The following is a 14,758-nucleotide window of genomic DNA, read 5'->3' on the forward strand; positions in this document are numbered from 1 at the left end:
ACCTGCTGCGACAAGCACCGGGAAAGGACTCCCTACGCCTCCGACGCAAGGTCGCCGCTTGGGACGACGACTTCCTCGCAAGCCTTATCGCTGCTTAAAAAACTTTCACCCGATTCCCCTGGGTTCGCCACAAGCAGGGCCGGTCGTCGGGAGAAGGCTGGCGGAAATGACACGACCGCCGCCGGAAGGCCCGGCGGCGGTCGTGTCGCATCGTCGATGCCGGCGTTCGATCCTAGTGATCGAGGAAGCTGCGCAGCTTGCGCGACCGGCTCGGATGCTTGAGCTTGCGCAGCGCCTTCGCCTCGATCTGGCGGATGCGTTCGCGGGTCACCGAGAACTGCTGACCCACCTCTTCCAGGGTGTGGTCGGTGTTCATGCCGATGCCGAAGCGCATGCGCAGCACCCGCTCCTCGCGCGCCGTCAGGCTGGCGAGCACCCGGGTGGTGGTCTCCTTGAGGTTCGAATGGATCGCCGCATCGACCGGCAGGATCGCATTCTTGTCCTCGATGAAGTCGCCCAGATGGCTGTCTTCCTCGTCGCCGATCGGGGTTTCGAGGCTGATCGGCTCCTTGGCGATCTTCAGGACCTTGCGGACCTTCTCCAGCGGCATCTGCAGCTTCTCGGCCAGCTCTTCCGGCGTCGGCTCGCGGCCGATTTCGTGGAGCATCTGGCGCGAGGTGCGGACCAGCTTGTTGATCGTCTCGATCATGTGCACCGGGATGCGGATCGTCCGGGCCTGGTCGGCGATCGAGCGCGTGATCGCCTGCCGGATCCACCAGGTGGCATAGGTCGAGAACTTGTAGCCGCGGCGGTATTCGAATTTATCGACCGCCTTCATCAGGCCGATATTGCCCTCCTGGATCAGGTCCAGGAACTGCAGGCCGCGGTTGGTGTACTTCTTCGCGATCGAGATCACCAGACGGAGGTTGGCCTCGACCATCTCCTTCTTGGCCTGGCTCGCCTCGCGCTCGCCGCGCTGAACGTTGCTGACGATGCGCTTGAACTCGTTGATCGGCAGGCCGACTTCGCGGGCCAGCCGCGAGATACCCTCGCGGATATCGGCCGCTTCCTCGCCATGACGCTCCAGGAAGGTCTTCCAGGCCTTGCCGTTCTGCGCGCCCACAACCTCGAACCAGTTCGGCGCCAGTTCCTGGCCGCTATAGAGCCGCAGGAAGTCCTCGCGCTTCACCCGGCAGCCGACCGCCAGGCGCATCAGCTGGCCTTCCAGCGACATCAGGCTGCGGTTGAGGAGGTAGAGTTCCTCGACCAGCAGGTCGATGCGCGGCTGGGCGAAGTTCAGGCCGCGGACCATCTCGATCACGTCGGACTTGGCCGCCTCGAAGCGGGAGCGGGCCTGGGTGGTCTGCTCCTCGCCCTTCAGCGCCGCCTCGAGCCGCTTGGCCTGGAGCTTTTCAAGCTTCGCCCAGGCCTCGACGATCTTGTCGAAGGATTCGAGGATCACCGGCGTCAACTCGGCTTCCATCACCGAGATCGACACGCTGGCGCCATCGCCCTCCTCGTCCTCCTCCTCTTCGGAGTCGGCCGCGCGGGCGGTTTCGTCTTCCTCGTCGTCCTCGCCGTCGGTTGCCTTGCGGGCCTCGCCATCGGGACGCGCCGCCACCGCCGCCGGAGCGGCAGTCGCACCATTGCCGTTGACCACGGGCTTGGCCGGCTCGACTGCCGGACGGTCACCCGCCAGCATCGCCGCTTCGGCCTCGGCTTCCTCGTCGGTCATCGGCGGCTGGTCGCCGCCATAGCTGGCCTCGAGGTCGATGATGTCGCGCAGCATCGCCTCGCCGGCCGCCAGGGCATCGCGCCAGCGCACGATCGCCCGGAAGGTCAGCGGGCTCTCGCAGATCGCGCCGATCATGGTGTTGCGACCGGCCTCGATCCGCTTGGCCAGCAGGATCTCGCCCTCGCGGGACAGCAGTTCGATCGACCCCATCTCGCGCAGATACATCCGCACGGGGTCGTCGGTCCGGCCCAGCTCCTCTTCCTCGACCGAAGTCGCGTGGGACCCGCCGAACTCTTCTTCTTCGTCGTCGCCGCTCTGGTTCTCGCCCAGTTCCTCGCCTTCCTCGTCGTTCTCGACGACGTTGATGCCCATCTCTGAGAGCATGGCCATCACGTCTTCGATCTGCTCCGACGAGAGCTGATCCTGGGGCAACGCCTTGTTCAGTTCGTCATAGGAGATGTAGCCGCGCTCCTTGGCGCGGGCCACCATCTTCTTGACGGTGATCTCGAGCGAATCGACCAGCGGTCCATCCGGCGTGTCTTCACGCCCTTCGCCGGCTTCGACAGCCGTGGTCGCTTTTTTCGCCATTATTCGTCGTTCCCCCGCTCAGAAACGCACGCTGCGCCTTGATTCCGATGCTTGCCCATGAGGTCGATGCCCCGTCCTTCAACGGCCGTGAGGCGCCGCTCCCGCGATGATGACAGCATCACCGCGGCAACGACGCCCCGCGTCATCGCCGAACCCGCCCCGACCCTCAAAGGTCGAAACCGTCGCTCTGATCGAAGGCCGCCAGTCCGCGCTCGTTGTCGTCAACGAGCTTCTTGAGCGCGACGAACCGCTGCAAAGCTTCTTCCGTCATGCTCTCGACAAGCTCCTGCTCTGCGGCCTTCAATTCGTCGACCAGCTGCGCATGCCGGTGTACAGCCAGCACATTGCGCCATCCGGCCAGAACCCTGTCGAATGCAGCTCCGGGCCCCGCGAACGGCACACGGCCGGCATTCTCCGCCGCCGTCAACCGGTCCACCAGGTCCGAGAACCCTCGCAGTCTCAAATGGTCCTGCAGCGTTTCACTGTCAAGACCAGACTCCGATGCGTGCGTATCTACGATCGCAGCCCGCAAGATGTCAAGCTCAGGGGTGGCGACCGGCAGGGCCGCCACCTCGTCCTCCGCCACCTCAAGCAGTTGAGGATGAAGAAGAACCGCCGCCAGAAGCGCCGCTTCGCGCCGTGCCGACTGGCCCTCGTTTCCCTGGCCGAGCGCCGGGGCGGCGATGGGCGTCGGGTCGTCGTTCAGCTGGCCGGGCCTGGGCTTGCCGCCGCGACGCTCTCCCTGCGGCCGCTGAAAGCCCGGCCGGCCGGGTGCCGCCGGCCCGCCGCCGCGCCTGGCGCGACGCAGCTGCCAGACCCGGTCGCGGAAGTCGCGGCGATACAGGTCGCGGATCAGCGGGTCGCGGATCGTATCGGCCTGGGCCATCAGATCGGCTTCGAGCGCGGCCAGCCGCTCGGGCGTGTCGGTGGCATGGCCTTCCAGCGCCGCCTGCCAGAGCAGGTCGATCATCGGCTGCGGGACGGCCACGGCCCGATCGAACGCCCCCACCCCTTCGGCCCGGATCAGGCTGTCGGGATCATGGCCGCCGGGCAGGCGCACGAAGCGCAGGCTGTGGCCGGGCTTCAGCAGCGGCAGGGCGCGCTCGGCCGCGCGGCGCGCGGCACGGATGCCGGCGGCGTCGCCGTCCAGGCACAGCACCGGCTCGGGCGCCATGCGCCACAGCTCTTCGATCTGATGTTCGGTCAGCGCGGTGCCGAGCGGCGCCACCGCATGGGGCCGGCCGGCCTGAACCAGGGCGGCCACGTCCAGATAGCCTTCGACCACCAGCACCGTGCCGGCCTTGCGCGCGGCCTCTCGGGCGACCGGCCAGCCATAGAGCACGCGGCCCTTCTCGAACAGCGGCGTGTCGGGGCTGTTCAGGTATTTGGGCTCGCCATCGCCCAGAACCCGGCCGCCGAAGGCGATGATCCGGCCACGCCGGTCGGCGATGGGGATGATCAGCCGGCCGCGGAAATAGTCGAAGGCGGAGCGGTCCTCGCGCCGGCGCGCCAGCCCCGATTCGACCAGCCGGTCCAGCGCGATGCCGCGCTGCTCGAAGGTGCGGATCAGCACGTCGCGCCGGTCGGGCGCATAGCCGAAGCGGAACCGGCCCCAGCTCTCGGGCCCGAAGCCGCGGCGGACCAGATAGTCGCGGGCCGGCGCCGCCTCGTCGGTGCCGAGCCGGCTTTCGAACCAGCGGCAGGCCTCTTCGACGACGTCGACCAGCCCCTCGCGGCGCTCGGCCTTGCGCTTCGCATCCGGATCCTCGGCGGGGACGGTCAGCCCCACCTCCCCCGCCAGCCGCTCCACGGTCTCGCGGAAGTCGAACCCGCCGAGCTTCATCTCGAAATCGATGGCGTCGCCCTTGGCGCCGCAGCCGAAGCAGTAATAGAAGCCCTTGTCGTCGCTGACCGTGAAACTCGGCGTCTTCTCGTTGTGGAACGGGCAAAGGCCGGTGTGCTCGCGGCCGCGGCGGATCAGCTTGACCCGGCGGCCGACCACGTCCGACAGGCGGATGCGGGCACGCAGTTCCTCGATGAAGCCGGGGGGCAGCGCCATGGGGTGCGGGTCAGCCGGGCTGGCAGTTGCGCAGCAGGCGCTTGGCCGCAGAGCTGGCGCAGCCCAGGTCCATTTCGGGCCCGTAGGCGGATTTCAGGGCATCGACCGTGCGCCCCAGATCCTTCAGCCCCTTGGCGCAGCAGGCGGCGATCGTGGCGCGCACCGCCGCCTCGATCTCGTCCTCCGACATCTGCGGCGGCAGGAAGCGGCGGATCACCCGCTGCTCCAGCTGCTCCTGCTCGACCAGTTCGATGCGGCCCGACTGCTCATACGCGCCGATGCTCTCGTCGCGCTGACGCAGCATGGTGCGGAGCATGTCGTGGATCTCGGCATCGTCGATCGCATCCCGCCCCCTCACATGGGCGGCCGCGTCACGGTCCTTGATCGCCGTCCGGATCAGGCGAAGCACGGCCAGCTCTTCGCTGTCGCCCTGCTGTTCGGCCTGGGCAAGCGCGTCCTTGAGGCGCTCACGAAGCATGGAAGTCGATCCCTCGAAAAGACGGAAACCGGCGACCCCGTCGCGCCGCGGCCGCCGGGAACCCGGCCCCGGATGCCGCAGATCATGACAGAGACGGCGGCATCGTGGCGGTGCGGGGCAGTTAACGGGGGCACGGACGATGTGACAAGCTTTCATATTGCGTGTCAGCCCCCCGGGTTTCAATGGCCGGCACGCGGACGCCCCCCTTGCGAAATCAGCGGAGCCCGCGGCTTGACCGGGGGGAGGGGTTTGCGTATGGTCCGTCCGGTCGATCCGGCGCCCACCCGCCGGGCGTCTACGCACGCGCCCTCTTCGCTGCCGCAACCGCCTTGCCTGCCTGCCAGGTCGTTTACAGGTTGCGCCCGTGACCCCCTCCGACGCCCCGCCTTGTGCCGCAGTCCCGCGGCCGGGACGCCGGCCGGCCGGGTCCGCGAGCCGGGCCAGCGTCCCCGGATGGACCACGCATTCGCTATCATCGGCCGCCTTGGGGCTTCCCGGGCGGCCGCGTCGCATCATCCTGGGGGCTCGCTATCATGCAAGAGGCGTCGAACTCGCCCGCCCTGGCGGCTACGGCCGCCCTCGTTCTGGCCGACGGCACGGTCTTCTGGGGCCTGGGCGTCGGCGCACGAGGCATCGCCGAGGGCGAGCTGTGCTTCAACACCTCGATCACCGGCTATCAGGAGATCCTGACCGATCCCTCTTATGCCGGTCAGATCATCACCTTCACCTTCCCGCATATCGGCAATGTCGGCACCAATGACGAGGACCTGGAAACCACGACGCCGGCGGCGCGCGGTTTCGTCCTGAAGGCGCTGCCGACCGAGCCGTCGAATTTCCGCTCCACCCGCCGCCTGCAGGACTGGACGGCGGCCCACGGGCTGATCGGCATCGCCGGCGTCGACACCCGCCGCGTCACCCGCCTGCTGCGCGACAAGGGTCCGCAGAATGCGGTGATCTGGCATGGCGAGGCCGGCTCGGCGGATCTGGACGCGCTGAAGGCGCAGGCGAAGGCCGCCCCCAGCCTGGAAGGTCTCGATCTCGCGATCACGGTGACCTGCGCCCAGACCTATGCCTGGGACGAGACCCCGTGGGAATTGGGCCAGGGCTTCGGCCGGCAGGAAAGCCCGCGCTTCAAGGTGGTCGCGGTCGATTACGGCGCCAAGCGCAACATCCTGCGCTGCCTGGCCGGTACCGGTGCCGAGGTGGTGGTGGTGCCCGCGACCGCAACCGCGGACGAGATCCTGGCGCACGAGCCCGACGGCATCTTCCTGTCCAACGGCCCCGGCGATCCGGCGGCGACCGGCGAATATGCCGTGCCCCAGATCCGCCGGCTGATCGAGACCGGCAAGCCGACCTTCGGCATCTGCCTGGGCCATCAGCTGCTGGCGCTGGCGGTCGGCGCCTCGACCGAAAAGATGGACCGCGGCCATCGCGGCGCCAACCAGCCGGTCAAGGACCTGACCACGGGCAAGGTTGAAATCACCTCGCAGAACCATGGCTTCCGCGTCGTCGCCTCGTCGCTGCCGGCCAATGCCGAAGTGACCCATGTCTCGCTGTTCGACGACACGCTGGAGGGCTTCCGCCTGACCGATCGCCCGGTCTTTGCGGTGCAGTACCACCCCGAAGCCTCGCCGGGACCGAAGGACAGCCACTACCTCTTCGACCGTTTCGCGCGCCTCATCGAGAAGACCAAGACCGATGCCTAAGCGTACCGATATCAAGTCGATCCTGGTGATCGGCGCAGGCCCCATCGTCATCGGTCAGGCCTGCGAATTCGACTATTCGGGCACCCAGGCCTGCAAGGCGCTGCGCGAAGAGGGCTATCGGATCATCCTGGTCAACTCCAACCCGGCCACGATCATGACCGATCCGGGCCTGGCGGATGCGACCTATGTCGAGCCGATCACGCCCGAACTGGTCGCCAAGGTGATCGAGGCCGAGCGCCCCGACGCCCTGCTGCCGACCATGGGTGGCCAGACCGCGCTCAACACTGCGCTCGCGCTGTCGCGCGACGGCACGCTGAAGAAGTTCGGCGTCGAGCTGATCGGCGCCAACGAGGCGGCGATCGAGAAGGCCGAAGACCGCCAGCTGTTCCGCGAGGCGATGGACCGCATCGGTCTGTCCAGCCCGCGCAGCCGCGTGGTCCGCAACATGGAATCCGCCCGCGAGGCGATGGAATTCGTCGGCCTGCCGACGATCATCCGCCCCTCCTATACGCTGGGCGGCACCGGCGGCGGCATCGCCTATAACCGGCAGGAATTCGAAGAGATCGTGGCCAGCGGCCTCGATGCCTCGCCGGTGAACGAGGTGCTGGTCGAGGAATCGGTGCTCGGCTGGAAGGAATACGAGATGGAGGTGGTCCGCGACCGCGCGGACAACTGCATCATCGTCTGCTCGATCGAGAACATCGATCCGATGGGCGTGCACACCGGCGACAGCATCACCGTCGCCCCGGCACTCACGCTCACCGACAAGGAATACCAGATCATGCGTGACGCCTCGCTCGCGGTTCTCCGCGAGATCGGCGTCGACACCGGCGGGTCGAACGTGCAGTTCGCGATCGACCCCGAGACCGGCCGCATGGTCGTGATCGAGATGAACCCGCGCGTGTCGCGCTCGTCGGCGCTCGCCTCGAAGGCGACCGGCTTCCCGATCGCCAAGGTCGCGGCCAAGCTCGCCGTCGGCTACACGCTCGACGAGGTTCAGAACGACATCACCGGCGTCACGCCGGCCTCGTTCGAGCCGACCATCGACTATGTCGTGACCAAGATCCCGCGCTTCGCCTTCGAGAAGTTCCCGGGCACCGCGCGCACGCTGTCCACCTCGATGAAGGCGGTGGGCGAGGTCATGGCCATGGGCCGCTGCTTCGAGGAATCGCTGCAGAAGGCGCTCCGCTCGATGGAGACGGGCCTGACCGGCCTCGACGAGATCGAGGTCGCAGGCGGCGCCGGCACCAGCGAGGTCGATGCGCTCCGCTCGGCGCTGGCCCTGCCGACCCCGGATCGTCTGCTGGTCATCGCCCAGGCGCTCCGCGCCGGGCTGACCCCGGAAGAGATCCACGAGGCCTCGGATTACGATCCCTGGTTCATCGAGCGTCTGGCCGGGCTGGTCGCGGCCGAGAAGCAGGTGATCGAGGACGGGCTGCCGGCGGATGCGGCCGGCTGGCGGCGGCTGAAGTCGCTGGGCTTCTCGGATGCGCGGCTGGCGAAGCTCGCCGGTCTCGACGAAGAGATCGTCCGGGCCCGGCGCTGGAAGGCCGGCGTGCACCCGGTGTTCAAGCGGGTCGACACCTGCGCCGCCGAATTCGAGGCGCGCACCCCCTACATGTATTCGACCTACGAGCTGCCCGGCTTCGACGGCATCGTCGAATGCGAGGCGCAGCCCTCGGATCGCACCAAGATCATCGTGCTCGGCGGCGGTCCGAACCGGATCGGCCAGGGCATCGAGTTCGACTATTGCTGTGTCCATGCGGCCTATGCCCTCTCGGAAGCGGGCTACGAGACCATCATGGTCAACTGCAACCCCGAGACGGTCTCCACCGACTACGACACCTCTGACCGGCTTTATTTCGAGCCGCTGACGGTCGAGGACGTGCTGGAGCTGGTGCGGGTGGAAACCTCGCGCGGCACGCTCAAGGGCGTGATCGTCCAGTATGGCGGCCAGACCCCGCTGAAGCTGGCCGAGCCGCTGGAGAAGGCCCAGGTGCCGATCCTCGGCACCTCGCCGGATGCGATCGACCTGGCCGAGGACCGTCGCCGCTTCCAGAAGCTGCTGAACGACCTGGATCTGAAGCAGCCGGCCAACGACACCTGCCACAGCGAGGAAGAGGCGCTGGCCATCGCCCAGCGCATCGGCTTCCCGCTGGTCGCGCGCCCGTCCTATGTGCTGGGCGGCCGGGCGATGGAGATCGTCCACGATCTGGGCGGGCTGTCCTCGTATATGCGCCGGGCGGTGCGCGAGTTCGGCAACAAGCCGGTGCTGCTCGACCGCTTCCTGACCGATGCCATCGAGGTGGATGTCGACGCGCTCTGCGACGGCGAGACCGTGGTGGTCGCGGGCATCATGGAGCATATCGAAGAGGCCGGCGTCCATTCGGGCGACAGCGCCTGCACCCTGCCGCCCTATTCTCTCGATGACGAAATCATCGCCGAGATCCGCCGGCAGACCGAGGCGCTGGCCCTGAAGCTCGGCGTGGTCGGGCTCATGAACGTGCAGTTCGCGGTCAAGGACCGGGAGATCTACATCCTGGAGGTCAACCCGCGCGCCAGCCGCACCGTGCCCTTCGTCGCCAAGGCGGTCGGCCGGCCGATCGCCAAGATCGCCGCCCGGATCATGGCGGGCGAGAAGCTGGGGGCCTTCGATCTGGCCGAGCGCAAGGTCGACCATATCGCGGTCAAGGAAGCGGTCTTCCCGTTCGCCCGCTTCCCCGGCGTCGACATCCTGCTCGGGCCCGAGATGAAGTCGACCGGCGAGGTCATGGGCCTGGACACCGATTTCGGCCGCAGCTTCGCCAAGGCGCAGCTGGCGGCGGGCGTGCGCCTGCCGACCTCGGGCCGGGTCTTCGTCTCGGTGCGCGACGACGACAAGGACGCGATGGTAGAGATCGCCCGCGGCCTGAAGGCCCAGGGCTTCGAGATCGTCGCCACCCGCGGCACCGCCAGGGTGCTGGCCGATGCGGGCATCCAGGTCGAACTGGTCAAGAAGGCCCATGAGGGCCGGCCGAACATCATCGACCAGATCAAGGACCGCCGGATCGACATGGTGTTCAACACCACCGCCGGGTCTCAGGCGATTTCGGACAGCTACTCGCTGCGCCGCGAAACCCTGATGAACAAGGTGCCCTATTTCACCACCGTCGCCGGCTGCCGGGCGACCGTTCAGGCGATCGCGGCCATCCGGGCCGGCACGCTTGAAGTCCGGTCCCTGCAATCCTATTCTGCCTGAGAAGGCCGCAGAAAACGGCTGATCGACATGCGGGGCCGATGAAAATCGGCCCCGCATGTGTTCCTGTTGTCGTGCTGCAGGTGCACAGCGATCTCGTGCACAACCGACGTTCGGCTGCCGGAAAGCCCGGCCGCCGCGCGCTGAACTGCTGCGGCATGAATTCCTGTCAACCGCGGAACGGCATTCCCTCCGACGATCGCCTGACCGTTCGACGACCAACGTGGAAAGCGTCATACCCATGGAAAAAGTTCCCATGACGTTGGAAGGCTTCGACCGACTGACCGCCGAACTCAAGCATCTGAAGACGGTGGCCCGTCCCGAGGTGATCAACGCGATCGCCGAAGCCCGGGCGCATGGCGATCTGTCGGAGAACGCCGAGTACCACGCGGCGCGAGAGCGCCAGAGCTTCATCGAGGGCCGCATCGCCGAGCTGGAGGACAAGCTGTCCCGCTCGGAGGTGATCGACCCCACCAAGCTGTCGGGCGACCGGGTCAAGTTCGGCGCGACGGTCACCGTCGTCGACGAAGAGACCGAGGAAGAGACGAGCTACAAGATCGTCGGCGTGGACGAGGCCGACCTCAAGATCGGCCGCATCTCCGTCACCTCGCCGATGGCGCGGGCGCTGATCAACAAGGCGGTGGGCGAAACCGTCGAGGTCGCGACCCCCAAGGGCCGCCGCTCCTACGAGATTCTGGCGGTGAGCTTCAGCTGAAGCCGGCAACCCCGCCGCAGACATGAAGGGCCGGCCCTCCCGAGCGGAAGGGCCGGCCCCTTTCCTTTCAGCGGCTCGCCTCGCCCGTCACTCCCGCACCTGCCGCGCCACGAAGCGGGCGAGCGGGGGGCCGAGCAGGACGACCAGGAAGAAGCGCATGGTCTGCAGGGCCATGACGAAGCCGATATCGACGCCGCGGCTGGAGGCGGCGATGATCGCGACCGTATCCAGCCCGCCGGGGCTGGTGGCCAGATAGGCCGACAGAAGGTCGATGCCGGTCAGCTGCGTCAGCACCCAGGCAAGGCCCGCGCAGAAGCCGATCAGCACCGCGATCGAGACCAGGATGGTGGGCAGCGCCTTCAGCGCATGCATCAGCACCGCCCGGGTGAAGCCCAGGCCCACGCTCCAGGCCAGCACGGCGTAGCTGGCCGCCAGCAGCCATTGCGGCAGCTGAATGGTCATGAGGCCGGTGGCGCTGAGCACGGCGCCGCCGATCATCGGCAGCATCAGGCCTGCCGCCGGCACCGGGATCAGCCGGCCGGCCGCCACGCCGGCCGCGGCGAGTGCCAGCGTCTCGGCGAAGGCGAGCGGCTGGATCGGCGGGAACCAGACGATCGGGGCCGCCGCCCCCGCCTCCCCCGCCAGCAGGAAATGCGCAAGCAGGGCGGCGGCAAAGGCCACGAACAGCACGCGGGTATACTGCATGAAGGCGACGAGCCGGGCATCGGCGCCGAAGGCTTCGGCCATCACCACCATCGCCGAAGCGGCACCGGCCGAGGTGCCCCAGACGCCGGTCGTGCCCGGCAGGATATGGTTGCGCGCGATCACCCAGCCGAGCGCGCCGCTGAGCAGGATGGTGGAGAGCACGATCCCAAGGAAGATCGGCCAGTCTTCGGCCACCGTCACCAGAATCTCGGGCCGCACCGAGCCTGCGATCATGCAGCCCAGCACCGACTGGGCCATCAGGAAGGTGATCCGCGGCATCTTCAGCCCGACCCCGCCCAGCGCCAGCAGAATGCCTGAGACCATCGGTCCCAGCAGCAGCGCCGCCGGCAGCTGGATCCAGATCAACCCCGCCGTCAGCGGCACCGAAACGATCGGCAGCAGCAGCCAGCGCAGCCAGAGGGGAAGGGTCGGCAACGACATCGGATCGGGGTTCTTCCGCAAACGAAAACGGCCGCTTTCACCCGAAAGCGGCCGTTCGGATCGTTTTGCACCGAACCATGATCGGCCCCGCGGCACAACCACCACCCCCGCCCCCAGGGGTCTGCGGTTTCCGCACGGCTCGGGATCAGTCGTCCTCGCCGGTGGGCTCTTCGGCCTCCAGCAGCTCGATCGGCACCCCCGGCTCATACTTCGAGGTCCGGATGGTGAGCGAGGTGCGGACGTGGCGCACCGGCGGCGCCGCGGTCAGCCGGGTGGTCAGAAACCGCTGATAGGCGTCCCAGTCCTTGGCGACGATCTTCAGCAGGAAATCGGTCTCACCCGCCAGCATGTAGCACTCGCGGACCTCGGGCCAGCTCTGGACCAGCGCCTCGAACTTCTTGAGGTCGAGATCGGCCTGGCTCTCCAGCCCGACCCGGGCGAAGACGGTGACCGAGAAGCCGAGATGTTCAGGATCGAGTTCCGCGCGATACCCGCGCACGAAGCCCGCCTCTTCGAGGGCCCGGACGCGCCGCAGGCAGGGCGGTGCCGAGATGCCCGCCCGACGGGCGAGTTCCACATTGGTGATGCGGCCGTCGGACTGGAGATCGGCAAGGATCTTCCGGTCGATGGTGTCGAGTTTTACCCGCGCCATAGTGTCGCTGACTCCCTTCCCCCGTCACGGGCCCGTGCGTGCGGGCGAACGTGATCGCTGGGCAGTCTATAGCAATATTACCCGGGCCCATAGCGGCAGTTTGCGGTTCTGTCGCGACCCATGGGCCATTCGATGGTCTTCATCTGGTGCCGGTTTCAGGCGAACCGCGGCCGGGGGTTGCCCCTCAGCACCCGAGGCGAAGCGGTTCCGTTCCGGCGCCGCGGACTTTATAGTCCGCCGGAAGGGCTCTCAAGCACGAAACGATCTTTCAGGACCGACCTTCCGTAATGTCATACCGCAGGCAGCCATGACCGATCCGCGCAACACGGGACAGCCGCAGCCGCAGCCACACGTCTGCGTGCTGACCGACGACCGCGCCGGTAACAATGCGCAAGCCCTCGGCGTCGCCGAGGCGCTGGGCTGGCCGATCACCGAGATCCGGCTGTCCTATACCCGGCTGGTCCGCCTGCCCAATCTGATCCGCGGCACCACGACGCTCGGTCTTTCCACATCCGCCGCTGCGGCCCTCGACGCCGTGGCGGCGCCCGACATCGCCATCGCGGCCGGGCGCCGGGCGACGCCGGCGCTCCGCCGGCTGAAGCGGCGCTTCCCGCAGATGATCGCCGTCCAGATCATGTGGCCGGGCGAGCCCAGCCGCGGGCTGGACCTGATCGCCGTGCCGGCCCATGACCGCATCGCCCGCGAAAGCGACCGCCACCCGCGGCTGCTGGTGACCCTGGGCGCGCCCAACCGCGTCACCCCTGCCCGCCTTGCCGAGGCGGCCGGCAGCTGGGAGCCCCGCTTCGCCGCCGCCGGCATGGGGGCGGGCACAGCGCCGCGGATCGGCCTGCTGGTCGGCGGCACCACCAAGCGCATGCCCTTCGGCCCCGAAGATGCCCGCCATCTGGCCCGGCTGGTCGCCGATCTGGCCGCCCGCCACGATGCCCGGATCCTGGCGACCAACAGCCGCCGCAGTGGCGCCGAGGTGACAGCGGCGCTGAGCGACGTGTTCCAGGCCACACGGCCGGGCGCTTTCTGGCTCCATGATGTGGCAATGGGCGGCGACAATCCCTATTTCGGCATACTGGGTGTGGCGGATCTGATCGTGGTCACCGGCGACAGCATGTCGATGGCCTCGGAAGCCGCCAGCACCGGCCGGCCGGTCGCGATCCTGCCCATAACGGGGGAGGCATCGAAAGAGGCACGGCTGCACCGGGCGCTCTACGCCCTGGGTGCGGCCCGCCCGCTCGATGCCGACTTCGTCGCCCGGGGTGAGATTGCCTGGCGCTACCCGCCGCTGGACGATGCCCAGGCGGTGGCGGCGCAGATCCGGCGGTTGGTGCTGGCAAATCCGGCCGTTTCCCGCTAGCTTCCCCGCCCCTCCCTGCTGCCGCCGGGTAGCGGGGGTCAGGGTTCAGGCCGTCCGCCGCCCGTCACATGTCCTGCTCTGGAAAGGCCGCCACGTCATGAGTGCCACCCATCGCACCAAGGTCCTCATTCTGGGATCCGGTCCCGCCGGCCTGACCGCCGCGATCTATGCCTCGCGCGCCATGCTGGAGCCGATCCTGGTCCATGGGCTTCAGCCGGGCGGCCAGATGACGATCACCACCGATGTCGAGAATTTCCCGGGCTTCCCCGACGTGATCCAGGGTCCCTGGCTGATGGAGCAGATGCAGAAGCAGGCCGAACATGTCGGCACCCGCTTCCATCACGACATCATCACCGATATCGACCTGAAGACCCGCCCCTTCGTCGCCACCGGCGACAGCGGCGACCGCTATGTCGCCGATGCGGTGATCATCTCCACCGGCGCCCAGGCGAAATGGCTGGGCCTGCCCGACGAGGAACTCCTGAAGGGCTTCGGGCTGTCGGCCTGTGCGACCTGCGACGGGTTCTTCTACCGCAACCGCACGGTCGCCGTGGTCGGCGGCGGCAACACCGCGGTCGAAGAGGCGCTCTACCTCACCAATCATGCCGACAAGGTCTATCTGATCCACCGGCGCGATGCGCTCCGGGCCGAGAAGATGCTGCAGGAGCGGCTGTTCGCCAACCCGAAGATCGAGATGATCTGGAATGCCGTGGTCGACGGCTATCTGGCCGGCGGCGAGCCCCGCGGGGTGACCGGCGTGCGGCTGAAGGACACCGCCGACGGCAGCCTGCGGGACCTCACTGTCGACGGCGTGTTCATCGCGATCGGCCATGCCCCCGCCACCGCCCTGTTCCAGGGCCAGCTGGAGCTGGACGAGGAAGGCTATCTGATCACCCGTCCCGACAGCACCCGCACCAGCATTCCGGGCGTGTTCGCGGCCGGCGACGTGCAGGACAAGGTGTTCCGGCAGGCCGTCACCGCCGCCGGAACCGGCTGCATGGCGGCGCTGGAAGCCGAGCGTTTCCTGGCCGGAACCACCCATGCACCGGCCGATGCCGTCGCGGAATGAGCACAT

Annotated in this window: 10 protein-coding genes; 5 read left to right on the forward strand and 5 right to left on the reverse strand. The window is 68.0% G+C overall.

All coding sequences use genetic code 11. From position 1 onward, the window contains the following. Positions 1-232: 232 nt before the first annotated feature. The 3 genes from rpoD to WI697_RS22655 all read right to left on the reverse strand — a co-directional run bounded on the left by rpoD (position 233) and on the right by WI697_RS22655 (position 4,860). Positions 233-2,323, reverse strand: coding sequence for an RNA polymerase sigma factor RpoD (gene rpoD / locus WI697_RS22645; protein WP_062762162.1), 2,091 nt, complete (start codon positions 2,321-2,323; stop codon positions 233-235). 166 nt (positions 2,324-2,489) lie between these two features. Next, on the reverse strand, positions 2,490-4,382 hold the full coding sequence (gene dnaG, locus WI697_RS22650) for a DNA primase (RefSeq protein WP_345960015.1): 1,893 nt from the start codon (positions 4,380-4,382) through the stop codon (positions 2,490-2,492). 10 nt (positions 4,383-4,392) lie between these two features. Continuing rightward, a complete protein-coding gene (locus WI697_RS22655) occupies positions 4,393-4,860 on the reverse strand; it encodes a GatB/YqeY domain-containing protein (RefSeq protein ID WP_062762165.1) in 468 nt (155 codons plus the stop codon). Positions 4,861-5,393: 533 nt separating this feature from the next. On the opposite strand from WI697_RS22655, the gene carA reads away from it, so the two are divergent. The 3 genes from carA to greA all read left to right on the forward strand — a co-directional run bounded on the left by carA (position 5,394) and on the right by greA (position 10,516). Beyond that, a complete protein-coding gene (carA, locus tag WI697_RS22660; protein WP_014747708.1) occupies positions 5,394-6,566 on the forward strand; it encodes a glutamine-hydrolyzing carbamoyl-phosphate synthase small subunit in 1,173 nt (390 codons plus the stop codon). Beyond that, on the forward strand, positions 6,559-9,804 hold the full coding sequence (gene carB / locus WI697_RS22665; protein ID WP_345960016.1) for a carbamoyl-phosphate synthase large subunit: 3,246 nt from the start codon (positions 6,559-6,561) through the stop codon (positions 9,802-9,804). The genes carA and carB overlap by 8 nt, the downstream gene beginning before the upstream one ends. A 238-nt stretch (positions 9,805-10,042) precedes the next feature. After that, complete coding sequence (gene greA, locus WI697_RS22670; RefSeq protein ID WP_296720840.1) at positions 10,043-10,516, forward strand: transcription elongation factor GreA; 474 nt, start codon at positions 10,043-10,045, stop codon at positions 10,514-10,516. A gap of 87 nt (positions 10,517-10,603) precedes the next feature. On the opposite strand, the gene WI697_RS22675 is transcribed toward greA, so the two are convergent. Continuing rightward, positions 10,604-11,662 carry an AbrB family transcriptional regulator gene (locus WI697_RS22675; RefSeq protein WP_345960017.1) on the reverse strand — a complete coding sequence of 353 codons (1,059 nt, stop codon included), beginning with the start codon at positions 11,660-11,662 and terminating at the stop codon, positions 10,604-10,606. Between the two features lie 145 nt (positions 11,663-11,807). Beyond that, the gene (locus WI697_RS22680; protein ID WP_014747713.1) at positions 11,808-12,314 is read right to left on the reverse strand and encodes an Lrp/AsnC family transcriptional regulator; all 507 of its coding nucleotides are present in this window, start codon (positions 12,312-12,314) and stop codon (positions 11,808-11,810) included. Between the two features lie 307 nt (positions 12,315-12,621). Between WI697_RS22680 and WI697_RS22685 the strand changes: the two genes are divergently transcribed. Both WI697_RS22685 and trxB read left to right on the forward strand, forming a co-directional pair. Then, complete coding sequence (locus tag WI697_RS22685; RefSeq protein WP_345960018.1) at positions 12,622-13,683, forward strand: mitochondrial fission ELM1 family protein; 1,062 nt, start codon at positions 12,622-12,624, stop codon at positions 13,681-13,683. Between the two features lie 97 nt (positions 13,684-13,780). Further along, entirely contained in the window at positions 13,781-14,752 is a 972-nt protein-coding gene (gene trxB / locus WI697_RS22690; protein WP_296720856.1) for a thioredoxin-disulfide reductase, read from the forward strand. The last annotated feature ends 6 nt before the right edge of the window (positions 14,753-14,758 follow it).

The organism is Tistrella mobilis (genome assembly GCF_039634785.1).
Taxonomy (GTDB): Bacteria; Pseudomonadota; Alphaproteobacteria; order Tistrellales; family Tistrellaceae; genus Tistrella; species Tistrella mobilis.

Coding starts and splice junctions, on each gene's coding strand:
- WI697_RS22655 (WP_062762165.1), bottom strand. CDS start 4,860: ATGCTTCGTGAGCGCCTCAAGGACGCGCTTGCCCAGGCCGAACAGCAG.
- carB (WP_345960016.1), top strand. CDS start 6,559: ATGCCTAAGCGTACCGATATCAAGTCGATCCTGGTGATCGGCGCAGGC.
- WI697_RS22680 (WP_014747713.1), bottom strand. CDS start 12,314: ATGGCGCGGGTAAAACTCGACACCATCGACCGGAAGATCCTTGCCGAT.
- trxB (WP_296720856.1), top strand. CDS start 13,781: ATGAGTGCCACCCATCGCACCAAGGTCCTCATTCTGGGATCCGGTCCC.
- rpoD (WP_062762162.1), bottom strand. CDS start 2,323: ATGGCGAAAAAAGCGACCACGGCTGTCGAAGCCGGCGAAGGGCGTGAA.
- WI697_RS22675 (WP_345960017.1), bottom strand. CDS start 11,662: ATGTCGTTGCCGACCCTTCCCCTCTGGCTGCGCTGGCTGCTGCTGCCG.
- dnaG (WP_345960015.1), bottom strand. CDS start 4,382: ATGGCGCTGCCCCCCGGCTTCATCGAGGAACTGCGTGCCCGCATCCGC.
- greA (WP_296720840.1), top strand. CDS start 10,043: ATGGAAAAAGTTCCCATGACGTTGGAAGGCTTCGACCGACTGACCGCC.
- carA (WP_014747708.1), top strand. CDS start 5,394: ATGCAAGAGGCGTCGAACTCGCCCGCCCTGGCGGCTACGGCCGCCCTC.
- WI697_RS22685 (WP_345960018.1), top strand. CDS start 12,622: ATGACCGATCCGCGCAACACGGGACAGCCGCAGCCGCAGCCACACGTC.